Origin of the sequence: Bradyrhizobium sp., assembly GCF_030697065.1 — a bacterium.
In the GTDB taxonomy this organism is placed as follows: Bacteria; Pseudomonadota; Alphaproteobacteria; order Rhizobiales; family Xanthobacteraceae; genus Bradyrhizobium.
In genome coordinates this window covers 1-24,697 of the sequence record NZ_JAUYQU010000047.1, presented here as the reverse complement: position 1 = coordinate 24,697, position 24,697 = coordinate 1, and the positions used below count along the sequence as shown (strand labels likewise).

Here is a 24,697-nt window from a genome sequence, read left to right as displayed (position 1 = left end):
ACAAACGCGAACACGACGCCCGTCCCCTTGGTTCTCTCGGGGCCCGGCATCGTCTGGAAACAATCCGACTGGATACCGGGCTTATTAAAGGATTCAACTTGGTTTCGTCAACCGTCTCTAGCGTTTAGCTCGCCTTTTCGTGACCTTTTTGGCAGCTTTCCTGCTCTTGCCGATAGCGCGGGCCCTGGAACCGGCTGCTGCCTTCCGGGTCGATTTTTTCGCTTTGGAAGGCGTTTTCCCGGCCTTGCGGGAAGCCTTGGCGGGCTTTTTGGCCGCTCCGGCGCGCTTAGCTGCCTTTTTCGCCGATTTCCCCGAGGCCGCCTTGGCGGCCTTTCCGGTATCGGCCTTCCCAGCAGCCTTCCCGACGCCCTTTTTGGCTTTCGATTTGGCTGCCAATTTGGATTTCTTGGCGGTTCGCTTGGCCGCATCCGCCTTCCTGGCGGCCCTGGCCTCGACCGCCCCGATCGCGGCAAGGATCCGGTTGATCTCGCGGGTGACCTCTTCGATGGTCATCATGCCGTCGACCGTCAGAAGCTTGCGACGCTCCGAATAGTAGTGAATCAGCGGCTCGGTCTGCGAGCGGTAGCTCGCCAGCCGCTTCGCCAGCACTTCAGGCGTATCGTCGATTCGCACGTCCTCGCCGCGCGCGCGCATCTCTGCCACCCGGCTCTCGACCCGCTGAAGCAGCGCGCTCTCGTTGACGCGCAACTCCACCACGGCATCCAGCCCGATCTGCTTCTTCTTCAGAAGCTCGTCGAGCGCCTCGGCCTGCGGCACCGTGCGCGGAAAACCGTCGAGAATAAAACCCTTCGCCGCATCCGGCTGGTCGAGACGATCGGAAATGATCCCGATCACGATCTCGTCCGGCACCAGCGCGCCGCTCGCCATGATATCCTTGGCCTGCATCCCGACCGGCGTCTGGGCGGCAACCGCCGCGCGCAGCATTTCGCCCGTGGAGAGTTGAACGATGCCGTGCTTCTGAACCAGACGTTGTGCCTGGGTGCCCTTGCCCGCCCCCGGCGGACCGAGAAGAATCAGTCTCATCGATATTCGCCCCCGGCTCGGTGAGCGGCCCCCCGCGCACCCTTCGTTTCAAAATCCCAGCCCAGCGCCAACTACGATCAGCGCGAAAGCGCGGACAGTGAAAGCGATGCTGTGCGCGGCTGACTTCAGCGGCGACGCCCCCGCAACTTCGACTTCCTGATCAACCCCTCATATTGATGGGCGAGCAGATACCCCTGAACCTGCGCCACCGTATCCATGGTCACGCTGACCACGATCAGGAGCGATGTTCCGCCGAAGTAAAAAGGCACCGCGGCGTAGGAGATCAGGATCTCCGGGATCAGACAGACGATCGCGAGATAGGCCGCACCCAGCACCGTGACCCGCGACAGCACGTAGTCGATGTATTCGGCGGTGCGTTCGCCCGGGCGAATGCCCGGAATGAAGCCACCATGCTTCTTGAGATTGTCGGCGGTCTCGGTCGGGTTGAACACGATCGCGGTGTAGAAGAACGCGAAGAACACGATCAGCCCGATGTAGAAAATCAGGAACAGCGGCCGGCCGTGACTGAGCTGGGTGGTCAGCCACTGAAACCATTCCGGGCCGCTGCCGGCATTGAAATTGGCAACCGTGGTCGGCAGCAGCAGCAGCGAGGACGCGAAGATCGGCGGAATCACGCCCGCGGTGTTGAGCTTGAGCGGCAGATGCGAGGACTGGCCCTCGAACATCTTGTTGCCGACCTGGCGTTTCGGATACTGGATCAGCAGGCGCCGCTGCGCGCGCTCCATGAACACGATGAAGGCGATCACCACCACCGACATGATGATGACGATCAGGATGAGCGCGGTCGACAGCGCGCCCTGGCGGCCCAGTTCCAGCATGCTGGCCAGCGCCGAGGGCAATTCCGCGACGATGCCGGCGAAGATGATCAGCGAAATGCCGTTGCCGACGCCGCGCGAGGTGATCTGCTCGCCGAGCCACATCAGGAACATGGTGCCGCCGGTCAGCGTGACGGTGGTCGAGATCAGGAAGAACAAGCCGGGTTCGCTGACGACATTGCCTGCGCCCTGAAGGCCGATGGCGATGCCGTAGGACTGGAACACGGCGAGAACCACCGTGAGATAGCGGGTGTACTGGTTAAGCGTCTTGCGGCCGGCCTCGCCTTCCTTCTTCAGGGCTTCGAGCTTCGGCGACACCGTGGTCAGCAGCTGGATGATGATCGATGCCGAGATATACGGCATGATGTTCAGCGCAAAGATCGCCATGCGGTTGATGCCGCCGCCGGCGAACATGTTGAACATGCCGAGGATGCCGCCGGCCTGCGACTTGAACACCTGCTCCCAGACTGCGGGATCGATGCCGGGCAGCGGAATGTAGGTACCGAGCCGATAAACAAGCAGCGCACCCAGTGTGAACCAGATGCGCTTCTTGAGTTCTTCGGCCTTTCCGAGCGCCGAGAAGTTCAGGTTTGCCGCGAGTTGCTCTGCTGCTGAGACCATGTTTGGCTTTCTCCCGCGCCCCGCATGCCGTCATCCCTCCGAAGGCGGGACGTTCAGCAGACGCCGGACATCAATTTGGTGCTCGGCTTTCGAAAAATCTACCGTCTCGGCATGCCGGACCGCCCGCTCGCACGGGCGATGACGCAGATGTTACGCCGCCTCGCCTTCGTCCTTCTTTGCCGGCGCCAGGATTTTCACTGTGCCGCCTGCCTTCTCGATCGCCGCGATGGCGGTCTTCGAAGCGCCGTGAACCTCGATATTCAGCTTGGCCTTGATTTCGCCACGGCCGAGCAGCCGCATGCCGGCCTTGGGACGCCGCACCACCTTGGCCTTGACCAGCGATTCGACCGTAACGGTCTCGTTGACGTCGATCAGCTTGGCATCGATCGCGTCCTGCAGCCGGTCGAGATTGATCTCGGCGAAATCGAGCCGGAAGATGTTGTTGAACCCGCGCTTCGGCAGCCGCCGATGGATCGGCATCTGGCCGCCTTCGAAGCCCTTGATGCGCACGCCGGAACGCGCGGTCTGGCCCTTGCCACCGCGGCCGGCGGTCTTGCCCTTGCCTGAACCGATGCCCCGCCCGACCCGCATGCGCGCTTTGCGCGAGCCGGCTTTGTCGGCGATATCGTTGAGTTTCATCGTTCGCTTCCTTCTTCCGTTCCGTCGTCCCGAGTGGGTCCAGCCCGAATTCTCGAAGGACGATGGTTGTCATTCCAGGATGGCCGCTGTCGCGGCCGCCCCCGGACAACGTGAACTTATTTCTCGTCGACGACGCGGACGAGGTGCTGAACCTTCGCGATCATGCCGCGAATGGCAGGGGTATCCTGCAACTCGGTGACCCGGCCGATCTTGTTGAGGTTGAGGCCGATCAGCGTCGCGCGCTGCGAGTGATGGCGGCGGATCGCGCTGCCGATCTGCTCGACCTTGATCATCTTTGCGGCCTTGGCCATGACAATAACTCCGAAAAGCGCGCAGACGCGCGTGTTGTTATTCGGCGACCACTTCGGCGTCGCCGCCGACCCGGCGCGACTGCAGCGTGGACACCTTGATGTTGCGGCGCGCCGCAACCGAACGCGGCGAATCCTGATGCTTCAGCGCGTCGAAGGTGGCGCGAACCATGTTGTAGGGGTTCGACGAACCGATCGACTTCGCCACCACGTCCTGGACGCCGAGGCTCTCGAATACCGCACGCATCGGGCCGCCGGCGATGATGCCGGTACCCGCCGGCGCCGCGCGCAGATAGACCCTGCCCGCGCCGTGACGGCCGGCGATGTCGTGATGCAGCGTGCGGCCTTCGCGCAAGGCGACGCGCGTCAGGTTGCGCTTGGCCGACTCGGTCGCCTTGCGGATCGCCTCGGGGACCTCGCGCGCCTTGCCGTGGCCGAATCCGACCCGGCCCTTCTGGTCGCCGATCACGACCAGCGCCGCAAAACCGAAGCGCTTGCCGCCCTTGACGACCTTCGCCACCCGATTGATGTGGACGAGCTTGTCGACGAACTCGCTGTCGCGTTCTTCCCGGCCGCCCCTGTGGCCGCCACCGCGTTCGCGTTCACCTGCCATGGTGTTTTCCGATCCTTAAGAGACTTTGCCTTGAGGAGCTCGCGCTCCCGGCCTTGTGTCCGTTCAATTCCAAAACCCTAGAAGCTCAAGCCGCTTTCACGCGCCGCATCCGCAAGCGCCTTGACGCGGCCGTGATAGAGATACCCGCCGCGATCGAACACCACCTCGGTGACGCCGTTCTTCACGGCGCGTTCCGCCAGCAGCTTGCCGACGGCCTTCGCCGCATCGATGTTGGCACCGGTGTTGCCGGTCTCGCGCATCGCCTTCTCCAGCGACGACGCCGACGCCAGCGTCTCGCCCTTCAGGTCGTCGATGACCTGCGCGTAGATGTGCTTCGACGAGCGGAACACTGACAGCCGCGGACGGCCGCTGGCGGTGCGGCGCAGCGACAACCGCACGCGTTTCTTGCGCCGGTCGTTCGTGATCTTGAGTCTCGACATGGCGGCTCCGTTACTTCTTCTTGCCTTCCTTGCGGAAGATAAACTCGTTGGAATATTTCACGCCCTTGCCCTTGTAGGGCTCCGGCGGACGATAGCTGCGAATCTCGGCGGCGACCTGGCCGACGCGCTGGGAATCGTTGCCGGCAATGATGATCTCGGTCGGCTTCGGCACCGTGATGGCAATGCCTTCCGGGATCGCATAGACGACGTCGTGGCTGTAGCCGAGCGCGAGCTGCAGGTTCTTGCCCTGCAGCGCTGCGCGATAGCCGACGCCGGTGATCTCGAGCTTCTTCTCGAAACCCTTGGTGACGCCCTCGACCAGGTTGGCGACCTGGGCGCGCGCGGTGCCGTACATCGCCTGCGCCCGGTTGGTCTTGATCCTGGGCGCGACCTTGACTTCGCCGTTCTCGAATTTCACTTCGACGTCGTCGTGCACGATGAACTGAAGCTGGCCCTTCGGCCCCTTCATCTTGACGGTCTGGCCTTCGACGGTCGCGGTGACACCCGACGGAACCGTCACAGGCTTCTTGCCGATACGTGACATAGTGATCCCTTCCTCAGAACACCGTGAAGAGAATTTCGCCGCCCACGTTCGCTTCGCGCGCTTCGTGGTCAGCCATGATTCCCTTCGGCGTCGATAACACGGAAATGCCGAGACCGTTGTTGACGCGCGGCAGGTTCTTGACCGAGGCATAAACCCGCCGCCCCGGCTTCGATACCCGCTCGATCTCGCGAATGACCGGCTCGCCATCGAAATACTTCAGCTCGATCTCGAGCTCGCTGCGGCCAGAGGCGTGCTCGACGCTGGCGTAGCCGCGGATGTAGCCCTCGCTCTTGAGGACCTCGAGCACGTTGGCGCGCATCTTCGAGCCCGGGGTCGAGACCTTGGGCTTGGCGCGCATCTGGGCGTTGCGGATGCGGGTGATGAGATCGCTGATCGGATCGTGCGTTGACATGTTCCGACCCCCTTACCAGCTCGACTTCACGAGCCCGGGAACCAGGCCCTTGGACCCGAGTTCACGCAGCGCGATACGGCTGAGCTTGTTCTTGCGATAGACCGAGCGCGGACGGCCGGTCATTTCGCAGCGATTGCGGATCCGGGTCGCCGACGAATTGCGCGGCATCTCGGCGAGCTTCAGCGTCGCCGCGAAGCGCTCTTCCATCGGCTTGCTCTTGTCGGCGATGATGGCCTTGAGCTTCGCGCGCCGGGGCGCCGCGTTCTTGGTCATCCGCTTGCGGCGGTTGTTCTTCTCGATCGAACTTTTCTTTGCCATGCTTGGCTCCTGGGTTTCCGCGTTTGAGAAGCTTGTCAGCTGCTCACTGCCGGAACGGGAAATTGAATGCGGTCAACAAGGCACGCGCTTCGTCGTCGGTCGGCGCCGTGGTGCATACCGTGACGTCCATGCCCCATGTCTCCCCCATCTTGTCGAAGTCGATTTCGGGGAAAATGATATGCTCCTTGATGCCGAGCGAGTAGTTGCCGCGGCCATCGAAGCTCTTCGGGTTGAGGCCGCGGAAATCCCGCACGCGCGGCAACGCGACGTTGATCAGGCGGTCGATGAACTCGTACATCTTGGCCTTGCGCAGCGTGACCTTGGCGCCGATCGGCTGGTTTTCACGCAGCTTGAAGGTCGCGATGGCGACGCGCGAATAGGTCACGATCGGCTTCTGGCCGGCGATCAGCGCGAGATCGGCGGCGGCAAGCTCCGCCTTCTTGCGGTCGTTGACCGCTTCGCCGATGCCCATGTTGAGCACGACCTTGTCCAGACGCGGCACCTGCATGACGTTGGCATAGCCGAACTGCTCGGTCAGCTTGCCGCGGATTTCCTGGTCGAACTGTTCGCGTAGACGCGGAACGTAAGCGGTCTCAGCCATCGATCTCTGCTCCCGAGCTCTTGGCAATGCGTACCTTCTTGCCATCGGCCTGAATCTTGAATCCGACGCGGGTCGGCTTGCCGTCCTTGCCGACGATCGCGATGTTGGACAGGTGAATCGGCGACTCCTTCTGGATGATGCCGCCCTCCTGCGCCTGGGTCTGCTTCTGGTGGCGCTTGATCATGTTGATGCCGCGCACCATCGCCTTGTTGGCGTCGGGACGCACCTCGAACACTTCGCCGGTGCGACCCTTGTCGCGGCCGCTCAGCACGATGACCTTGTCGCCCTTCCGGATCTTGGCAGCCATCACAGCACCTCCGGCGCGAGAGAGATGATCTTCATGTGGTTCTTGGCGCGCAGCTCGCGCGGCACCGGCCCGAAGATACGGGTCCCGATCGGCTCGGACTGGTTGTTGATCAGCACGGCGGCGTTGCGGTCGAAGCGGATGACCGAGCCGTCGGCGCGGCGGATGTCCTTGCGGACCCGCACCACGACAGCCTTCATCACGTCGCCCTTCTTCACCTTGCCGCGCGGAATCGCTTCCTTGATCGACACGACAATAACGTCACCCACGGTGGCATAGCGGCGCTTGGAGCCCCCAATCACCTTGATGCACATGACACGGCGTGCGCCTGAATTATCGGCCACGTCGAGGTTGGTCTGCATCTGAATCATTGATGCACCTCGTCCTCTTTCTGATGCGCTTGTCCGCGCTTAAAATTTTCCCGAATTCCAGCGGCCAGGCCGCTGAACTCAGGCCGTTTTCTTCTGTTCGCCCCGGACCACGGTCCAGCGCTTCAACTTCGAGATCGGCTTGCTTTCCTCGATCCACACCTGGTCGCCCGGCTTGAACTCGTTGTTCTCGTCGTGCGCATGGTAGTTTTTCGAGCGGCGAATCGTCTTCTTGTAGATCGGATGGGTAAAGCGCCGATCGACGCGCACCACAACCGTCTTGGCTTGCTTGTCGCTGACGACCACACCCTGAAGCGTACGTTTCGGCATGTCGGCCCCTTACTTCTTCGCGTCGCGCTTCTGCGCGGCGATGGTCTTGATGCGGGCGATGTCGCGGCGGGCTTCACGCAGCCGCGAGGTGTTCTCCAGCTGCCCGGTGGCGCGCTGGAAGCGCAGGTTGAAGCGCTCCTTCTTCAGATTGAGGACGGCGTCGTCCATCTGGTCGGAGCTCATCGCGCGGATATCGGCGGTTTTCATCTCGGCCATGATCACATCCTATTCCGCAATGCGCGCGACGAAGCGCGTCTTGATCGGCAGCTTGGCGGCGGCCAGCGACAGCGCTTCTTTCGCGGTCTGCATGGTGACGCCGTCGATCTCGAAAATCAGCCGGCCGGGCTTGACCCTGGCCACCCACAATTCCGGGGTGCCCTTGCCGGAGCCCATGCGGACTTCGGCGGGCTTCTTCGACACCGGCACGTCCGGGAAGATGCGGATCCAGACCCGGCCCGCACGCTTCATGTGACGGGTCAGCGCGCGGCGCGCGGCTTCGATCTGGCGGGCGGTGATGCGCTCGGGCGCCATCGCCTTCAGGCCGAACTGACCGAACGACAACGTCGCGCCCGAAGTCGCAACGCCGTGGATACGGCCCTTATGCGCCTTCCGGAACTTCGTCTTCTTTGGTTGCATCATGGCTTACGCCCTCAAACCTTCTCTATTGCGCTCAAGCAGCGTCGCGACGCGGCCGCGAATTGTCGCCCTCGGCCATCTTCTTGTCCTGGGCCATCGGGTCGTGCTCAAGGATTTCGCCCTTGAAGATCCAGACCTTGACGCCGCAGGTGCCGAAGGTGGTGAATGCGGTCGCGACGCCGTAGTCGATGTCGGCGCGCAGCGTGTGCAGCGGCACCCGGCCTTCGCGATACCATTCCATGCGCGCGATTTCGGCGCCGCCGAGACGGCCCGAACAGTTGATACGAATGCCCTCGGCGCCGAGGCGCATCGCCGACTGCACCGCGCGCTTCATGGCGCGGCGGAATGCGACCCGGCGCTCGAGCTGCTGGGCGATCGATTCGGCGACCAGTGTGGCGTCGAGTTCGGGCTTCCGGATTTCGACGATGTTGATGACGACGTCGGAGGCGGTGATGTCGGCAACCCGCTTGCGCAGCTTGTCGATGTCGGCGCCCTTCTTGCCGATCACGACGCCGGGGCGCGCCGAGTGGATCGTCACGCGGCACTTCTTGTGCGGACGCTCGATCACAATCCTGGCCACGGCCGCCTGCTTGAGCTCCTTGTGCAGGATCTCGCGGATCTTGACGTCCTCGTGCAACAGCTTGCCGTATTCGTTCTTGCCGGCGAACCAACGGGAATCCCACGTCCGGTTGATGCCGAGACGAAGCCCGATTGGATTGATTTTCTGACCCATCGTTCTCTCCTGCGCCCGCTTTAAGCGCTAGCCTCGGCCTCGACCTGACGAACGACGATCGTCAGCTGCGAGAACGGTTTGAAAATACGGCCCGAACGGCCACGGCCGCGCGGTGCGAAACGCTTCATGACGATGCCGTTGCCGACATGCGCCTCGGCGACGATCAGATCGTCGACCTCGAGATCGTGATTGTTCTCGGCGTTGGCGATCGCCGATTCCAGGCACTTCTTGACGTCGACCGCGATCCGCTTGCGCGAAAACTGCAGGTCGGCGAGCGCCGCCGAAGCCTTCCTGCCGCGGATCAGTTGCGCGACGAGATTCAGCTTCTGCGGGCTCACCCGCAGCATTCGGGCGATCGCCTTGGCCTCGTTGTCCGGGAGGCTCCGTTCGCGCTTAGGTTTGCTCATCGCTCAGTCCTCAAGCCTTCTTGGCTTTCTTGTCGCCAGAATGGCCGTGGAAGGTCCGGGTCGGCGAGAACTCGCCGAACTTGTGGCCCACCATTTCCTCGTTAACCGAAACCGGCACATGCTTCTGGCCGTTGTAGACGCCGAACACCAGGCCGACGAACTGCGGCAGGATGGTCGAGCGGCGGCTCCAGATCTTGATCACGTCATGACGGCCGGACGCTCGCGCGGCATCTGCCTTCTTGAGCAGAGAGCCTTCAACGAACGGGCCTTTCCAGACTGAACGAACCATGTCCGGCGTTCCTTACTTCTTCCGCTTGTGGCGGCTGATGAGAATGAATCGATTGGTCGACTTGTTGGAGCGGGTCTTCTTGCCCTTGGTCGGCTTGCCCCACGGCGTCACCGGGTGGCGGCCGCCCGAGGTGCGGCCTTCGCCGCCGCCATGCGGATGGTCGACCGGGTTCATGGAGACGCCGCGGTTATGCGGCTTGCGGCCGAGCCAGCGGTTACGACCGGCCTTGCCGATCGAGATGTTCATGTGGTCCGGGTTCGACACCGCACCGATGGTGCCGGTGCAGCGGCCGTGGACCAGGCGCTGTTCGCCCGAGTTCAGGCGGACGATGACGTAGTCATGGTCGCGGCCGACCAGCTGGGCGTAGGTGCCGGCCGAACGGGCGATCTGGCCGCCCTTTCCGATCTTCAATTCGACATTGTGCACGATGGTGCCGATCGGCATGTTGCCGAGCGGCATGACGTTGCCCGGCTTCACGTCGACATAGTTGCCGGCGATCACGGTGTCGCCGACCGCCAGACGCTGCGGAGCGAGAATGTAGGCCTGGGTGCCGTCGGTATACTTGACCAGCGCGATGAACGCGGTGCGGTTCGGATCGTATTCCAGCCGCTCGACGGTCGCGGGCATGTCGACCTTGGTGCGCTTGAAGTCGACGATGCGGTAGGTCTGCTTGTGACCGCCGCCGCGAAAACGCACGACCATGCGACCGGTGTTGTTGCGGCCGCCCGAGGAATGCTTGCCCTCGGTCAGCGCCTTCACCGGCTTGCCCTTGTAGAGCGCCGAACGATCGACCATCACCAGCTGGCGCTGGCCCGGTGTCGTGGGGTTGAATTTTTTCAATGCCATCGTCGTATCGCCTTATAGCCCGGTGGTGACGTCGATGCGGTGGCCCTCTTCGAGGGTCACGATCGCACGCTTCACGTCCGACTGCGAACCGAAGGTGCCACGGAAGACCTTGGTCTTGCCCTTGCGCACCAGCGTGTTCACGCTCTTGACCTTGACGTCGAACAGCTTCTCGACGGCTTCCTTGATTTGCGGCTTGGTCGCCTTGCTGGCGACCTTGAACACAACCTTGTTGTGCTCGGACGCCATCGTCGCCTTTTCGGTCACGACCGGAGAGACGATGATGTCGTAATGGCGCGGATCGATGTTCTTCATTTGAAGCGCGCCTCCAACGCATCGAGCGCCGCCTTGGTCAGGACCAGCTTGTGGCGTCGCAGAATGTCATAGACGTTGATGCCCTGGATCGGCAGCACGTCGATGTTCGGAATGTTGCGGGCCGCCGCGGCGAAACCGTTGTGAACCTCGGCGCCGTCGATGATCAGCGCGTTGGTGAGGCCGAGACCGGAGAAATGTCCGACCAGCGCCTTGGTCTTGGCGGCTTCCAGCACCGCCGATTCGATCACGATCAGGCCGCCGTCCTTGACCTTGGCAGACAGCGCATGGCGCAGCGCCAAAGCGCGAACCTTCTTCGGCAGATCGAAGGCATGCGAGCGAACCACCGGTCCGAACGCACGGCCACCGCCGCGGAACTGCGGCACCCGGGCCGAGCCGTGACGCGCACCGCCGGTGCCCTTCTGCTTGTACATCTTCTTGCCGGTGCGCCAGACGTCGGCGCGACCCTGCGTCTTGTGGGTGCCGGCCTGACGCTTGGCGAGCTGCCAGTTGACGCAGCGCTGGATGAGGTCCTTGCGCGGCTCGAGGCCGAAAATGGCATCCGACAGCTGAACCGAACCGGCCGCCTTGCCTTCAAGCGTTGTGACTTTCAATTCCATCTCACACGCCCTCCTGCTCGGCCGGCGCTTCGGCTGCAGCAGCCTGTTCGCCGCCACCGTCGGCCAGGCGGAACTTGCCCGGCTTCGGCGCGTCTTTCGGCAACGCCTTCTTCACGGCATCGCGGACCGCGATCCAGCCGCCCTTGGAGCCGGGAACGGCGCCTTCGACGAGGATCAGGCCGCGCGCCACGTCGGTCTGCACGACGCGCAGATTCAGCGTTGTGATGCGATCGACACCCATGTGACCGGGCATCTTCTTGTTCTTAAACGTCTTGCCGGGATCCTGGCGTCCTCCGGTCGAACCGATCGAACGATGCGAAACCGAGACGCCGTGGGTGGCGCGCAAGCCGCCGAAATTCCAGCGCTTGATGCCGCCGGCGAAACCCTTGCCGACCGAGGTGCCGGTGACGTCGACGAACTGGCCGACCACGAAATGATCAGCCTGGATTTCGGCGCCGACCGGGATCAGCGCGTCTTCCGACACGCGGAACTCGGTGACCTTGCGCTTGGGCTCGACCTTGGCGACCGCGAACTGGCCGCGTTCCGCCTTCGGCAGATACACGGTCTTGCGGGTGCCGGAGCCGAGCTGCAGCGCGACATAACCGTTCTTCTCGGTCGTGCGGTGTCCCAAAACCTGGCAATTGCCGAGCTTCAGCACGGTCACGGGGATATGCTCGCCGGTCTCCGTAAAGACCCGCGTCATTCCGACCTTTTGTGCGATCACTCCGGAGCGCATCGGCGTGCTTCCTGTTCTTTCTGTCCGTTAACGTCGGACGGGATCTAAAAAATCAGAGCTTGATTTCGACGTCGACACCGGCGGCCAGGTCGAGCTTCATCAAGGCATCGACGGTCTGCGGGGTCGGATCGACAATGTCGAGAAGACGCTTGTGCGTGCGCATCTCGAATTGCTCACGGCTCTTCTTGTCGACGTGCGGCGAACGGTTGACGGTGAACTTCTCGATGCGGGTGGGCAGCGGAATGGGTCCGCGAACCTGTGCACCGGTCCGTTTCGCCGTGTTCACGATCTCACGCGTCGACGAATCGAGAATTCGATGGTCGAACGCCTTGAGACGGATGCGGATATTCTGGCCGTTCATTGCCGATGTCTTTCTTTGTCGTCTTCTCGCGATGATGGGAGCGAGCAGCGGGCAATCACCCGCCGCTCGCCATTCCCTGTAGGCTTACTCGATGATGCTTGCGACGACGCCGGCACCGACGGTGCGGCCACCTTCGCGGATCGCGAAGCGCAGCTTCTCTTCCATCGCGATCGGCACGATCAGGTGCACTTCCATCGCGATGTTGTCACCCGGCATCACCATTTCGGTGCCTTCGGGCAGATGCACGACGCCGGTCACGTCGGTGGTGCGGAAGTAGAACTGCGGCCGGTAGTTGGTGAAGAACGGGGTATGACGACCGCCCTCCTCCTTGGTCAGGATGTAGGCCTCCGCCTTGAACTTGGTGTGCGGCTTGACCGAACCCGGCTTGCACAGCACCTGACCGCGCTCGACTTCCTCGCGCTTGGTACCGCGCAGCAGCGCGCCGATGTTGTCGCCTGCCTGGCCCTGGTCGAGCAGCTTGCGGAACATCTCGACGCCGGTGACGATGGTCTTCTGGGTGTCGCGCAGACCGACGATTTCGATTTCCTCGCCGACCTTGACGATGCCGCGCTCGACGCGGCCCGTCACCACGGTGCCGCGGCCCGAGATCGAGAACACGTCTTCCACCGGCATCAGGAACGGCAGATCGATCGGGCGCTCCGGCTGCGGAATGTAGCTGTCCACCGCCTTCATCAGTTCCAGGATCGCGTCGTGGCCGAGCTTCTTGTCCTTGTCTTCAAGCGCGGCGAGCGCCGAACCCTTGATGATCGGAATGTCGTCGCCCGGGAAATCGTACTTCGAAAGCAGTTCGCGGACTTCCATCTCGACGAGTTCGAGAAGTTCCGGATCGCCCACCATGTCGCACTTGTTGAGGAACACGACCATCGCGGGAACGCCGACCTGCTTGGCGAGCAGGATGTGTTCGCGGGTCTGCGGCATCGGGCCGTCGGCCGCGGACACCACCAGGATCGCGCCGTCCATCTGGGCGGCACCCGTGATCATGGTCTTCACGTAGTCGGCGTGGCCCGGGCAATCGACGTGCGCGTAATGGCGGTTGGCGGTCTCGTATTCGACGTGTGCGGTCGAGATCGTGATGCCGCGCGCCTTCTCTTCAGGCGCCTTGTCGATCTGGTCGTACGCGGTGAACGTCGCACCGCCGGTCTCCGCCAGTACCTTGGTGATCGCCGCCGTCAGCGACGTCTTGCCATGGTCGACGTGACCGATCGTTCCGATGTTACAGTGCGGTTTATTACGTTCAAACTTTGCTTTGGCCATGACTCTCTCCGTTCAGTCGTTAACTGCCGCTAACGACAATCAGGCAAACTTCTTCTGGACTTCCGCCGACACGTTGGCCGGCGCTTCCGCGTAGTGATCGAACTGCATTGTGAAGGTTGCGCGGCCCTGGCTCATCGAGCGCAGGTTATTCACGTAACCAAACATATTCATGAGCGGCACCATCGCGTTGATGACGTTGGCGTTGCCGCGCATGTCCTGACCCTGGATCTGGCCGCGCCGCGAATTCAGATCGCCGATGACCGAGCCGGTGTAGTCTTCCGGAGTCACGCATTCGACCTTCATGATCGGCTCGAGCAGGACGGACTTGCCCTTCTGCAGCGCTTCGCGGAACGCCGCGCGCGAGGCAATTTCGAAGGCCAGCGCCGAGGAGTCGACGTCGTGATAGGCGCCGTCCACCAGGGTCACCTTGACATCGACCACCGGGAATCCGGCGACCACGCCCGAGGTCAGCACGCTGTTGAGGCCCTTTTCGACGCCGGGGATGTATTCCTTCGGCACCGCGCCGCCGACGACCTTGGATTCGAATTCGAATCCCTTGCCGGGCTCGTTGGGTTCGACCACGAACTTGACCCGCGCGAACTGACCGGTACCGCCGGTCTGCTTCGTGTGGGTGTAGTCGACTTCCGCCTTCTTGGTGACGCGCTCACGGAACGCCACCTGCGGCGCGCCGATATTGGCGTCGACCTTGTAGGTGCGGCGCAGGATGTCGACCTTGATGTCGAGATGGAGCTCGCCCATGCCCTTGAGGATGGTCTGGCCGGATTCCTGGTCGGTCGAGACCCGGAACGACGGATCTTCCGCGGCCAGCTTCGCCAGCGCGACGCCGAGCTTTTCCTGATCGGCCTTCGACTTCGGCTCGATCGCGATTTCGATGACCGGCTCCGGGAATTCCATCTTTTCCAGAATCACCGGCTTGCCGGGATCGCACAGCGTGTCGCCGGTGCGGGCTTCCTTCAGGCCTGCCAGGGCAACGATGTCGCCGGCATAGGCTTCCTTGATGTCTTCGCGGTTGTTGGCATGCATCAGCAGCATGCGCCCGATGCGCTCCTTGCGGTCGCGCGTCGAGTTTACGACGCCGGTGCCCGAAAGCAGCGTGCCGGAATAGATGCGGCAGAAGGTGATGGTACCGACGAAGGGGTCGTCCATGATCTTGAACGCGAGCAGCGCGAGCGGCTCCTTGTCGTTCGGAAGCCGGACGATTTCGTTGCCGTCCTCATCGACGCCCTTGATGGCGGGAACGTCGACCGGCGACGGCAGATAGTCCACCACCGCATCGAGCAGCGGCTGCACGCCCTTGTTCTTGAAGGCCGAACCGCACAGCACCGGGAAGAACGCGCCGGTGAGCACGGCCTTGCGGATCATGCGCTTCAGCGTCGCTTCATCGGGCTCGTTGCCATCGAGGTAGGCGGCGAGAACTTCGTCGTCGAGCTCGACGGCGGACTCAAGCAGCTTCTCGCGATATTCCTTGGCCTTCTCGAGCATATCCTCGGGAATATCGATGTCCTTGAAGGGAGCGTCGAGCTTTTCGTCTTCCCAGATCACGCCCTTCATGCGGACCAGATCGACCAGGCCCTTGAAGTTATTCTCGGATCCGATCGGAAGCTGGATCGCGATCGGCTTGGCGCCGAGGCGGTCGATGATGTCCTGCAGGCACTTGTAGAAATCGGCGCCGGTCTTGTCCATTTTGTTGGCGAAGACGATGCGCGGAACCTTGTACTTGTCGCCCTGGCGCCAGACGGTCTCGGTCTGCGGCTCAACGCCCTGGTTGGAGTCGAGCACGCATACCGCGCCGTCGAGCACGCGCAGCGAACGCTCAACCTCGATGGTGAAGTCGACGTGGCCGGGGGTGTCGATGATGTTGAGGCGCTTGCCTTCCCAGAAGGCGGTGGTCGCAGCCGACGTGATGGTGATGCCGCGCTCCTGCTCCTGCTCCATCCAGTCCATCGTCGCGGCACCTTCGTGCACTTCGCCGATTTTGTGGCTCTTGCCGGTATAATACAGGATGCGCTCGGTGGTCGTGGTCTTGCCGGCATCGATATGCGCCATGATACCGAAGTTGCGGTAGTCCTCTATGGCATGAACGCGGGGCATGGGTTGTTCCTTAAAATCCGTTGTTTCGCCGTTACCAGCGATAGTGCGAGAAGGCGCGGTTGGCTTCAGCCATCCGATGCACATCTTCCCGCTTCTTGACGGCGTTTCCCCTGCCATTCGACGCGTCGAGCAGCTCGGCCGAGAGTCGCTCCGTCATCGTCTTTTCGTTGCGGTCGCGCGCAGCCGTGATGATCCAGCGAATGCCAAGCGCCTGACGGCGCACCGAACGCACTTCGACCGGCACCTGGTAGGTGGCGCCGCCGACGCGGCGCGAACGAACTTCGATGGTCGGCATCACGTTTTCCAGGGCCTGCTCGAAAACCGGCAGCGGACCCTGCTTGGTCTTGGCTTCGATCATTTCGAGCGCGCCATAGACGATGCTCTCGGCGGCAGACTTCTTGCCGTCGTACATGACCGAGTTCATGAACTTCGTGATGATGATGTTCCCGAACTTCGGATCCGGGTTCACTTCACGCTTTTCAGCAGAATGGCGACGAGACATCTATCTATTCCCGATTATTTCGGACGCTTCGCGCCGTACTTCGAACGACGCTGCTTACGGTTCTTGACGCCCTGGGTATCGAGGACGCCGCGGAGAATGTGGTAACGCACGCCGGGCAAATCCTTGACGCGGCCGCCGCGGATCATGACCACGGAGTGTTCCTGAAGGTTATGGCCTTCACCCGGAATGTAGCCGATGACCTCGAAGCCGTTGGTCAGGCGCACCTTTGCGACCTTGCGCAGCGCCGAGTTCGGCTTCTTCGGGGTCGTGGTGTAGACGCGCGTGCAAACGCCGCGCTTCTGCGGCGACTGCTGCAGCGCCGGCACCTTCTTGCGCGACTTCTGTACGACGCGCGGATTCGAGATCAGCTGGTTGATTGTCGGCATTTCAGCCTTCACCTTTTAGTTCACGCGAAACCGTTATCGGCTCCGCAAATTCATTCGGGACATCAGCCCCATCCGACCGCCTCGCACGGAAACGACCGCGCAAAGCGAAATCGCGCCAACCACTCATTGCTGAGCGGAAAGCGCTTCACGCCACAGAGGACCGCGGTCGTGATCGATCAGCTGATGCTGGTCAATCGGCTACCGAGGTCATGCATCCGAAATTAATCTCAAGAGAACTTGCTCGAGAGAACCAAGATCGTCCTGGCAGTGCCTAGCTATCATCGACAGCGTTTGAGCGGCATTCGTCGAGGTTGGTGCCCGTCTAGATCCCGAGGGATGAATAAGGGTGATCCGTTCCGACTCTGGCGTCGCTCACCGCCTGTCGTCAAGTGCGCGGGTTTTATCGGCGGCGGGTACTCAAGTCAAGGCGAAACGACAACTAAAGAAACGCCTGTGGCGCATGCATAACTGGCGTGCGCGCGAGTTTCAACCGGACCGGAATTGATGCTTGGGGGAGATCGCGGCGAATCTCTGCGCGCCGGTGGGACATCCCTGTTCCGCCAACCGGGCCGCCAAAAAGCTGCTGAACCTCCCAAAAAGTAAATATTACCCGGATTAAAATGGCGCCCTACCCTCAACCTGGACGCCTCTTCAAGCAGGCGAACCACCTTTACAGCACCGAAAGCCGCAGAATTGTCCCTCATAGATCGAGCAGGCGCCGAATCGAAACCGTGGTGGGTTCCGGCTCAATCCTCATCATCCTCGTCGTCATCGTCCTCATCGCCATGCGCCTCGTCCGCCGCGTGATGCGGCTTGTGGCTCTGGTCGTCCCACAGCCTGCGATAAACGCCGTTGGCGGCGAGCAGTTGTTGGTGCGAACCGCGTTCGATCGCCCTGCCCCCCGATATCACGATGATCTCGTCCATCTCGACCACCGATGTCAGCCGATGGGTGGAGAAGATCATGGTGCGGCCCTGGGCCAGTTTCATCAGGGTCTTGTTGATGGCCGCTTCCGTGGTCTGGTCGAGCGCCGAGGTCGCCTCATCGAGCAGCAGCACCGAGGGATCGCGGACGACGGCACGGGCGATCGCGATGCGCTGGCGCTGCCCGCCCGACAGCGTGTCGCCTCGCTCGCCGACCTCGGTATCGTATTTGTCCGGCAGGCTCATGATGTAGCTATGGATCTCGGCCTTCTTCGCCGCCTCCACGACCTCCTCGTCGGTGGCGCCCTCCTTGCCGAGCCGGATGTTTTCCCGAATCGACATGTTGAACAGCATGTTTTCCTGGAACACCACCGCCATGCTGCTGCGCAGCGATTCGACTGTCACCTTGCGGATATCGACGCCGTCGATGGTCAGGCGCCCCTCATCCGGCACGTAGAGGCGAAGGATCAAATTCAGCAGCGTGCTCTTGCCGGAGCCGCTCGGGCCGACGATCGCAATGGTCTTGCCGACATCGAGCTTGAGGCTGAGATTGTCGAGCACCGGCGTCTCGGAACCTTCATATTTAAACGTCACACGATCGAAGGTGATGTCGTTGGTGATGCGCGGCAGGTCGGGGGCGCCGGCGCGGTCGGCGCCCCGGGTCGGCTCGTCGAGCAATTCCTGCATGTGACGCACCGCCGCCGCCGACTGGATCGACACCGGAATGAAATGCATCAAATGAGCGATGTTGTACGACACCTCCCAGAACGCGCTTTCGAACGTCACGAAGGTCCCGACCGTGATCTGGCCCTTGGTGGCGAGATAGGCGCCGATCGCCAGCACCACGAGATGCAGCAGCAGCACCGAGATCGTGACCGAGCGCTCGACCATGGTCGACAGGAACACCGCGGAAGCGGTCTTGTCGCGAACCTGGTTATTGCGCAGCCGGAACCAGCCGAAGGCACGTCGCTGCAGGCTGAACGCCTTCACCACAGCCTGCGCCGCGACGTTTTCCTGCACGATGCCGAGCAGCGAGGATTCGTGGAGCTTCTGCTCGTAGTTCGCCTCCACAGCCTTCGGCGTCAGTAGCCGCGGGCCGATCAGCGTGATCGGAAACACCAGTAGCGCCACCGCGGCGAGTTGCCAGTTCAGGAACAGCATCAGCAAAATGCCGGCGATAAGTTCCAGAAACGGCAATGCCGCGCTGTTGGCAAAGGTCTTGATCGAATTTTCGAACGCCGAAAGGTCGATGGAAAACCGCGACAGGATCTCGCCGCGCTGGGTGCGGGCGAAATAACCCGACGGCAGGTCCTGAACATGGCCGAACAGGCGCGACCGCACGTCGGCAATGATGGAAGACGCGAGCTTGGCGTCCCATCGCTCGTACCATATCGCGACGATCGAGGTGATTATGCCGGCTGCCGCGAGCACCCCGAGAATCAGGTAGAGCGCCTGGAAATCCTCTTCGCCGAGCGCGTCGTCGATCAGGAACTTGAGGCTCAGCGGCATGATGACGTTGAAAAGCGTCTCGACCACGACGCCGATGCCGACGAATGCCAGCATTTTCCTGTAGTTCTTCAGAAACGGCCGGACGAACGCATAAATCGTCGCAAACGCGCCGGCGGCTTCCTGCGCGGTATAGATGACGAGGTCCTCGTCATCGTCATCGTCCTCTATCTCGAGGTCGTCATGCTCGGCTGGCTTGGCCGCCTTGTCGCCAACGGGGCGATTGGCATCGCCGGCACCCGCCGCCAGCGTTTCATCGCGTTCCGGCGCAGCCGGATCGTCTGCGGAAGCAGATTTCGGATCTTCCGACGAAGGAGGCTTGGGCGCCATAGAACCAACCGATGCTGCGCTTCCGGGACGACCGCAAAATCGAGCGGAACGGCCTCGGGAGCCCCGGCCGCGATGCGATCAATATGCGTTCGGCAGAATAATTGGAAGGCCGGCAGTTCGCCTAATCGTCGGCCTCGACCTTGTCGAAGAAGGAGTAACGCAGGCTGTCGGAGTCCGCATACCACTGGCCGGGCCCCTTGTTGGCCGCCAGCGTCGCCGCCCAGAGCGCGTCGGTACAATCGCGGCGGTGCATCGACAGGTCGAATCCGTTGCCGAAGAACAGTTCCGACCATTCCCACCAGGTGCCGAGCTTCTTCACGCCCCGCAGCAGGTCGTAGCGGTCGATCAGCGACGGCGCCATGTCCGACGTCACCGACCCGAATACCAGCCCGGTCTTCGTCACACGATTCAGTTCACGAATCGCGCGGGGAACCCGCTTTTCCGCGACATGGCAGAGGCTGGTCTCGAACACGAAGTCGAATTCCGCGTCCTTGAACGGCATATCGACGATTGATCCCAGCATGCAGAACTTCTTCAGTTCCTTCGGGGTCCGGGCATGGATGCCGCGGTTGTTCTCGATGCCCCATGCATCGATCCCGCGGGCGCGCAGCGCTCCCACCAGTTCGCCGCTGGCGGAGCCCGCTACCAGCAGTCGGTAGCCCCTGGCCCTGTTCCAGACGATCTTGATGAGGTCGGTGAGGTAGGCGGGATCGGTGAACTGGCTCCACACCTCGCGATAAGGCCCGACCCCGCGATAATTCTCGAAATACTGGCGGTCGATCTTGTCGGACACCGGCGTGCTGCCGTCGCCGCGGGCGCGGCGCAGCCGCATCATCTCGGTGACGATGATGTCGGTGGCGGCATCGGAGGAGTCCAGCAAGCCGTTCAGGGTGGAGTCGAACAGGTAATCGCCAACCACGACCAGGCCGGGATGCTGTTTCGGCTCGGGACGATGATTGGTCATGACGTCGCGCGCCGGCATGCCGCCCGGCAGCGCATTCACCGACGACAACCAGCGGTGGATCTTGCCCTCCATCAGATGCGCGCGGGCGTCGCCGAGCGCGGCCGGCAGCGACTTCAACGCGGCGTCGATCAGTTCCTGATCGCCGAGATTGGCGAACGCCAGCGCGTCGGACCCGGGGATCAGCCAGTTCAGCACGCCGTGCTTGCCGACATCGTGACGGGCGCCTTCGTTGTAAACGCAGCAGCCGCCGAACGCTTCCGACATGAACCATGCGCCCGGGATCTTCTCCCCCCAGAACGGCTCGTCGAACAGCAGGGACACCCGCAGATAATGGGCGGGACGATCGAAATAGGCGACGTGCTTGACCATGGACTTGCGCAGCTGCTCGCCGTCCCATCGCATGGTGGCGAGCCAGGAATGCGGCAGGCACATCACCACCAGATCGAAATCCCTGGTTTCCGGTCCCTTGCCGTTCATCATGTTGAGCTGGTAGCGGCCGGCTTCGGTCTTGCCGATCTCGAGCACCCGGTGATTGAGCTGGATGTCCGCGTTGACCTCGGAACGCAGGCAGTCGATCAACTGCTCATTGCCGTTCTGGATCGAATACAGGCCGATATAGCCTTCGACATCCATCACGAAGTTCTTCAGCGCATTGAGCCCGTTGGTGTTGTGGCTCTCGGTGGCAAGATCCGACCGCGCCATCACCTTGAGGAAACGCCTGGCGACGGGATCGTCCACTTCCCTGTCGAGCAGCTCTTCGCAGTTGATATAGGCCCAGGGGTGATCGTTGTCGTGCGCGCCGACGCCCTCGTAATATTCGAGCGGTGAAATCAGATCGGAACAGCGCTTGCGGAACGCCTCGATCGCATCCGCGGTCTTGTTGCCGTATTTGCGGCGCATCCCCGGCACGTCGTTCAGCAGTTCGCCATCGAGCTGGACCTGCTCGGCATCCATCGGAATGGTCTGCAGGCCAAAATGCTGGATCAGCTCGCGCAGCGGATCCGGCCCCGTCATGGAGTAGTCATAAATCTCGGCGACGCCGGCTTCGTACATCGCAGGCGCCGAATCGAATTTGCGCGTCAGTATCTTGCCGCCGACCCGGTCGGAGGCCTCATAGATGGTGATGCGGCACAGCTCACCCAGTTTCTTCTTGAGATACCAGGCACTCATCAGGCCACCGGGCCCGCCGCCGACGATTGCAAGATCAAGCATATGGTTTTCCGTCGCCCCAGCCGGCCGCCCGCCTTTCGCGAAGCACCCGGTCCAACTTGCCCCAGCAAAAGCGCTTTTGGCGCTGAAGGGAAGATGAACAAAGCAGTGTGCAGTGCGAAATCGACGAGAAAATGCAAAAAAGGCCGGCTTTCGCCGGCCTTTTTCGTAAAAATTATCCGCGCGAGCCTTATTCCGCCGGTTCGGCCGGCGGGAGCGCGAGCGGTTCGGCTTCGGGAGCCGAAGGCACGATGGTGGCCTGCTTCTCGCGTTCGTCGAGGATCAGCTTGTCGCGCTTGACGGCGACTTCGCGGATCTTGGCCATCGAGGCGCCGGTGCCCGCCGGGATCAGCCGGCCGACAATGACGTTTTCCTTGAGACCTTCCAGCGGATCGACCTTGCCGTTGACGGCGGCTTCGGTGAGCACGCGGGTGGTCTCCTGGAACGAGGCCGCCGAGAAGAACGAGCGGGTCTGCAGGCTCGCCTTGGTGATGCCGAGCAGCACCGGCGTTCCCGTGGCGATCTTCTTGCCCTCTTCCCTGGCCTTGGCGTTGATCACGTCGAACTCGATCTTGTCGATCTGTTCGCCCGAGATCATGTCGGTCTCGCCCTGGTCGGTGATCTCCACCTTCTGCAGCATCTGACGGACAATCACCTCGATGTGCTTATCGTTGATCAGCACGCCCTGCAGCCGGTAGACCTCCTGGATTTCGTTGACCAGATAGGCGGCGAGTTCCTCGATGCCCTTGATCGCCAGAATGTCGTGCGGCGCCGGATTGCCTTCGACGATGAAATCGCCCTTTTCGACGATGTCGCCGTCCTGCAGATGGATGTGCTTGCCCTTCGGAATGAGGTACTCGCGAGTCTCCTCGTTCTTGTCCATCGGCTCGATCGAGATGCGGCGCTTGTTCTTGTAGTCGCGGCCGAACCGGATGGTGCCGGCGATTTCCGCGATGATGGCGGCGTCCTTCGGCTTGCGGGCCTCGAACAGTTCCGCCACCCGCGGCAGACCGCCGGTGATGTCGCGGGTCTTGGCGCTTTCGGTGGAAATTCGCGCCAGGATGTCGCCGGTCTTGACCTTGGCCCCGACGTCGACCGACAGAATGGCGTCGACCGACAACATGTAACGGGCCTCGCCGCCCCGCGCGAGCTTGAGGATCTTGCCATCCTTGCCCTTGATGACGATGGCCGGACGCAGATCGGCGCCGCCGCGCGACGCGCGCCAGTCGATGACGACCCGCTTGGCGATACCCGTGGATTCGTCCAGCGTTTCCGAGATCGACTGACTTTCGATCAGATCCTCGAAGCCGATGGTGCCCTCGACCTCGGTCAGAACCGGCCGCGTGTAGGGATCCCATTCGGCGATGCGCTGGCCGCGCTTGACCATGTCGCCTTCGTCGACGCGCATCCGCGCGCCGTACTGAATGCGATGGGTCGCACGCTCGGTGCCGTCGGCATCCGTCACCGCCACCACCATGTTGCGGACCATCGCTACGAGATGGCCTTCGCCGTTCTTGGCGATCGCCTTGTTCTTGATCGTCACCTTGCCGTCGAAATTCGACTCGATGAACGACTGCTCGTTGATCTGCGCCGCGCCGCCGATGTGGAACGTCCGCATCGTCAGCTGGGTACCGGGCTCGCCGATCGACTGCGCCGCGATGACGCCGACGGCTTCGCCGTGGTTGACCGGCGTGCCGCGGGCCAGATCGCGGCCGTAGCACTTGCCGCAGATGCCGTTGACCAGTTCGCAGGTCAGGGCCGAGCGGATCTTCACTTCCTGGATGCCGGCCTGCTGGATGGCGTCGACGTGAATCTCCTCCATCAGCGTGCCGCGCTTGACCACGACCTTGTTGGTCACGGGATCGCGCAGATCCTCGCCGTTGGTACGGCCGAGAATGCGCGACGCCAGGGATGCTACGACCGTGCCGGAATCGATGATCGCGCGCATCTTGATGCCGAGCTTGGTGCCGCAATCATCCGCCGTGATGATGCAGTCCTGCGCCACGTCGACCAGACGCCGCGTCAGGTAGCCGGAGTTCGCCGTCTTCAACGCGGTGTCCGCGAGACCCTTGCGGGCGCCGTGGGTCGAGTTGAAGTATTCGAGCACCGACAGACCTTCCTTGAAGTTGGAAATGATCGGCGTCTCGATGATCTCGCCCGACGGCTTGGCCATCAGGCCGCGCATGCCGGCGAGCTGGCGCATCTGGTCCTGCGAACCGCGGGCGCCGGAGTTAGCCATCATGAAGATCGAGTTGATCTGGGCTTCGCCGCCCTTCGGGTTTTTCTTGACGGCGGAAATTTCCGCCATCATGTCTTCCGAGATCTTCTTGGTGCACTTCGACCAGGCGTCGACGACCTTGTTGTACTTCTCGCCGTGGGTGATCAGGCCGTCATTGTACTGCTGCTCGAATTCCTTGGCGAGCGCGCGCGTCTCGTCGACCGTCTTCCACTTCGAAGCCGGCACCACCATGTCGTCCTTGCCGAACGAGATGCCGGCCTTGAACGCGTTGTAGAAGCCGAGCGCCATGATGCGGTCGCAGAAGATCACCGTCTCCTTCTGGCCGCAGTGACGATAGACCTGGTCGATGACGCCGGAGATTTCCTTCTTCGTCATCAGCTTGTTGATGACGTCGTACTGCATCTTCGGCGACTTCGGCAGCACCTGGCCGAGCATGGCGCGGCCGGCCGTGGTGTCATACCAGCGCGAGACCGGCTTGCCGTTCTCGTCGATGCCCTGCCAGCGATACTTGATCTTGGTGTGGAGGTGGATGACCTTGGCGTGCAGGGCATGCTCGATCTCGGCCATTTCGCCGTAGAGCTTGCCCTCGCCGGTCAGGCCTTCACGCAGCACCGACAGATAATACAGGCCGAGCACGATGTCCTGCGACGGCACGATGATCGGCTGACCGTTGGCCGGATGCAGGATGTTGTTGGTCGACATCATCAGCACGCGCGCTTCGAGCTGCGCTTCCAGCGACAGCGGAACGTGCACGGCCATCTGGTCGCCGTCGAAGTCGGCGTTGAAGGCCGCGCAGACCAGCGGATGCAGCTGGATCGCCTTGCCCTCGATCAGCACCGGCTCGAACGCCTGGATGCCCAGCCGATGCAGCGTCGGCGCGCGGTTCAGGAGCACCGGATGCTCGCGGATCACCTCGTCGAGGATGTCCCAGACCTC

Annotated in this window: 30 protein-coding genes; all 30 read right to left on the bottom strand. The window is 62.4% G+C overall.

Annotated features, from left to right (window positions below; genetic code table 11):
• Window positions 1–117: 117 nt before the first annotated feature.
• Entirely contained in the window at window positions 118–1,044 is a 927-nt protein-coding gene (locus Q8R73_RS03375) for an adenylate kinase (RefSeq protein WP_305718127.1), read from the bottom strand.
• Between the two features lie 125 nt (window positions 1,045–1,169).
• Window positions 1,170–2,501 (bottom strand): preprotein translocase subunit SecY, encoded by a 1,332-nt coding sequence (gene secY, locus Q8R73_RS03370; RefSeq protein ID WP_305718126.1) that lies wholly within the window; start codon window positions 2,499–2,501, stop codon window positions 1,170–1,172.
• A gap of 150 nt (window positions 2,502–2,651) precedes the next feature.
• Entirely contained in the window at window positions 2,652–3,140 is a 489-nt protein-coding gene (gene rplO, locus Q8R73_RS03365; protein WP_305718125.1) for a 50S ribosomal protein L15, read from the bottom strand.
• Window positions 3,141–3,256: 116 nt separating this feature from the next.
• On the bottom strand, window positions 3,257–3,451 hold the full coding sequence (rpmD, locus tag Q8R73_RS03360; protein ID WP_305718124.1) for a 50S ribosomal protein L30: 195 nt from the start codon (window positions 3,449–3,451) through the stop codon (window positions 3,257–3,259).
• Between the two features lie 37 nt (window positions 3,452–3,488).
• Entirely contained in the window at window positions 3,489–4,061 is a 573-nt protein-coding gene (gene rpsE / locus Q8R73_RS03355; protein WP_265083159.1) for a 30S ribosomal protein S5, read from the bottom strand.
• A gap of 77 nt (window positions 4,062–4,138) precedes the next feature.
• Window positions 4,139–4,501, bottom strand: a complete 363-nt coding sequence (gene rplR / locus Q8R73_RS03350; RefSeq protein ID WP_304866520.1) for a 50S ribosomal protein L18 — start codon at window positions 4,499–4,501, stop codon at window positions 4,139–4,141.
• 10 nt (window positions 4,502–4,511) lie between these two features.
• Window positions 4,512–5,045 carry a 50S ribosomal protein L6 gene (rplF, locus tag Q8R73_RS03345; protein WP_304743654.1) on the bottom strand — a complete coding sequence of 178 codons (534 nt, stop codon included), beginning with the start codon at window positions 5,043–5,045 and terminating at the stop codon, window positions 4,512–4,514.
• Between the two features lie 13 nt (window positions 5,046–5,058).
• Complete coding sequence (gene rpsH / locus Q8R73_RS03340; protein ID WP_291860755.1) at window positions 5,059–5,457, bottom strand: 30S ribosomal protein S8; 399 nt, start codon at window positions 5,455–5,457, stop codon at window positions 5,059–5,061.
• A gap of 12 nt (window positions 5,458–5,469) precedes the next feature.
• Window positions 5,470–5,775 carry a 30S ribosomal protein S14 gene (rpsN, locus tag Q8R73_RS03335; protein WP_305718123.1) on the bottom strand — a complete coding sequence of 102 codons (306 nt, stop codon included), beginning with the start codon at window positions 5,773–5,775 and terminating at the stop codon, window positions 5,470–5,472.
• Window positions 5,776–5,818: 43 nt separating this feature from the next.
• Window positions 5,819–6,376 carry a 50S ribosomal protein L5 gene (gene rplE, locus Q8R73_RS03330; protein ID WP_305718122.1) on the bottom strand — a complete coding sequence of 186 codons (558 nt, stop codon included), beginning with the start codon at window positions 6,374–6,376 and terminating at the stop codon, window positions 5,819–5,821.
• Entirely contained in the window at window positions 6,369–6,683 is a 315-nt protein-coding gene (rplX, locus tag Q8R73_RS03325; RefSeq protein ID WP_305718121.1) for a 50S ribosomal protein L24, read from the bottom strand. The genes rplE and rplX overlap by 8 nt, the downstream gene beginning before the upstream one ends.
• Window positions 6,683–7,051 (bottom strand): 50S ribosomal protein L14, encoded by a 369-nt coding sequence (rplN, locus tag Q8R73_RS03320; protein ID WP_011158785.1) that lies wholly within the window; start codon window positions 7,049–7,051, stop codon window positions 6,683–6,685. The genes rplX and rplN overlap by 1 nt, the downstream gene beginning before the upstream one ends.
• A gap of 78 nt (window positions 7,052–7,129) precedes the next feature.
• Window positions 7,130–7,378 (bottom strand): 30S ribosomal protein S17, encoded by a 249-nt coding sequence (gene rpsQ, locus Q8R73_RS03315; RefSeq protein WP_079571012.1) that lies wholly within the window; start codon window positions 7,376–7,378, stop codon window positions 7,130–7,132.
• A gap of 9 nt (window positions 7,379–7,387) precedes the next feature.
• Complete coding sequence (rpmC, locus tag Q8R73_RS03310) at window positions 7,388–7,594, bottom strand: 50S ribosomal protein L29 (RefSeq protein WP_305718120.1); 207 nt, start codon at window positions 7,592–7,594, stop codon at window positions 7,388–7,390.
• 9 nt (window positions 7,595–7,603) lie between these two features.
• Window positions 7,604–8,017, bottom strand: coding sequence for a 50S ribosomal protein L16 (rplP, locus tag Q8R73_RS03305; RefSeq protein ID WP_305718119.1), 414 nt, complete (start codon window positions 8,015–8,017; stop codon window positions 7,604–7,606).
• Window positions 8,018–8,048: 31 nt separating this feature from the next.
• Window positions 8,049–8,747 (bottom strand): 30S ribosomal protein S3, encoded by a 699-nt coding sequence (rpsC, locus tag Q8R73_RS03300; RefSeq protein WP_304743660.1) that lies wholly within the window; start codon window positions 8,745–8,747, stop codon window positions 8,049–8,051.
• A 20-nt stretch (window positions 8,748–8,767) separates the two neighbouring features.
• Complete coding sequence (gene rplV / locus Q8R73_RS03295; RefSeq protein WP_215606213.1) at window positions 8,768–9,154, bottom strand: 50S ribosomal protein L22; 387 nt, start codon at window positions 9,152–9,154, stop codon at window positions 8,768–8,770.
• Window positions 9,155–9,164: 10 nt separating this feature from the next.
• On the bottom strand, window positions 9,165–9,443 hold the full coding sequence (gene rpsS / locus Q8R73_RS03290) for a 30S ribosomal protein S19 (RefSeq protein ID WP_027536815.1): 279 nt from the start codon (window positions 9,441–9,443) through the stop codon (window positions 9,165–9,167).
• Between the two features lie 12 nt (window positions 9,444–9,455).
• The gene (gene rplB, locus Q8R73_RS03285) at window positions 9,456–10,289 is read right to left on the bottom strand and encodes a 50S ribosomal protein L2 (RefSeq protein ID WP_291860731.1); all 834 of its coding nucleotides are present in this window, start codon (window positions 10,287–10,289) and stop codon (window positions 9,456–9,458) included.
• 12 nt (window positions 10,290–10,301) lie between these two features.
• A complete protein-coding gene (locus Q8R73_RS03280; RefSeq protein WP_304743663.1) occupies window positions 10,302–10,601 on the bottom strand; it encodes a 50S ribosomal protein L23 in 300 nt (99 codons plus the stop codon).
• The gene (rplD, locus tag Q8R73_RS03275; RefSeq protein WP_305718118.1) at window positions 10,598–11,218 is read right to left on the bottom strand and encodes a 50S ribosomal protein L4; all 621 of its coding nucleotides are present in this window, start codon (window positions 11,216–11,218) and stop codon (window positions 10,598–10,600) included. The genes Q8R73_RS03280 and rplD overlap by 4 nt, the downstream gene beginning before the upstream one ends.
• 1 nt (window position 11,219) lies before the next feature.
• On the bottom strand, window positions 11,220–11,954 hold the full coding sequence (gene rplC, locus Q8R73_RS03270; protein ID WP_291860720.1) for a 50S ribosomal protein L3: 735 nt from the start codon (window positions 11,952–11,954) through the stop codon (window positions 11,220–11,222).
• 52 nt (window positions 11,955–12,006) lie between these two features.
• A complete protein-coding gene (gene rpsJ, locus Q8R73_RS03265; protein WP_011473876.1) occupies window positions 12,007–12,315 on the bottom strand; it encodes a 30S ribosomal protein S10 in 309 nt (102 codons plus the stop codon).
• Window positions 12,316–12,399: 84 nt separating this feature from the next.
• The gene (gene tuf, locus Q8R73_RS03260) at window positions 12,400–13,590 is read right to left on the bottom strand and encodes an elongation factor Tu (RefSeq protein WP_305718117.1); all 1,191 of its coding nucleotides are present in this window, start codon (window positions 13,588–13,590) and stop codon (window positions 12,400–12,402) included.
• A gap of 39 nt (window positions 13,591–13,629) precedes the next feature.
• Window positions 13,630–15,702, bottom strand: a complete 2,073-nt coding sequence (fusA, locus tag Q8R73_RS03255; RefSeq protein ID WP_305718116.1) for an elongation factor G — start codon at window positions 15,700–15,702, stop codon at window positions 13,630–13,632.
• 31 nt (window positions 15,703–15,733) lie between these two features.
• Complete coding sequence (gene rpsG / locus Q8R73_RS03250) at window positions 15,734–16,204, bottom strand: 30S ribosomal protein S7 (RefSeq protein WP_304743672.1); 471 nt, start codon at window positions 16,202–16,204, stop codon at window positions 15,734–15,736.
• A 14-nt stretch (window positions 16,205–16,218) separates the two neighbouring features.
• Window positions 16,219–16,590, bottom strand: coding sequence for a 30S ribosomal protein S12 (gene rpsL, locus Q8R73_RS03245; RefSeq protein ID WP_305718115.1), 372 nt, complete (start codon window positions 16,588–16,590; stop codon window positions 16,219–16,221).
• Between the two features lie 746 nt (window positions 16,591–17,336).
• Window positions 17,337–19,349, bottom strand: coding sequence for an ABC transporter ATP-binding protein (locus Q8R73_RS03240; protein WP_305718114.1), 2,013 nt, complete (start codon window positions 19,347–19,349; stop codon window positions 17,337–17,339).
• 121 nt (window positions 19,350–19,470) lie between these two features.
• Window positions 19,471–21,525 (bottom strand): FAD-dependent oxidoreductase, encoded by a 2,055-nt coding sequence (locus Q8R73_RS03235; protein WP_305718113.1) that lies wholly within the window; start codon window positions 21,523–21,525, stop codon window positions 19,471–19,473.
• Between the two features lie 187 nt (window positions 21,526–21,712).
• A partial coding sequence (locus tag Q8R73_RS03230; RefSeq protein ID WP_305718112.1) for a DNA-directed RNA polymerase subunit beta' occupies window positions 21,713–24,697 on the bottom strand: 2,985 nt, incomplete at its 5' end.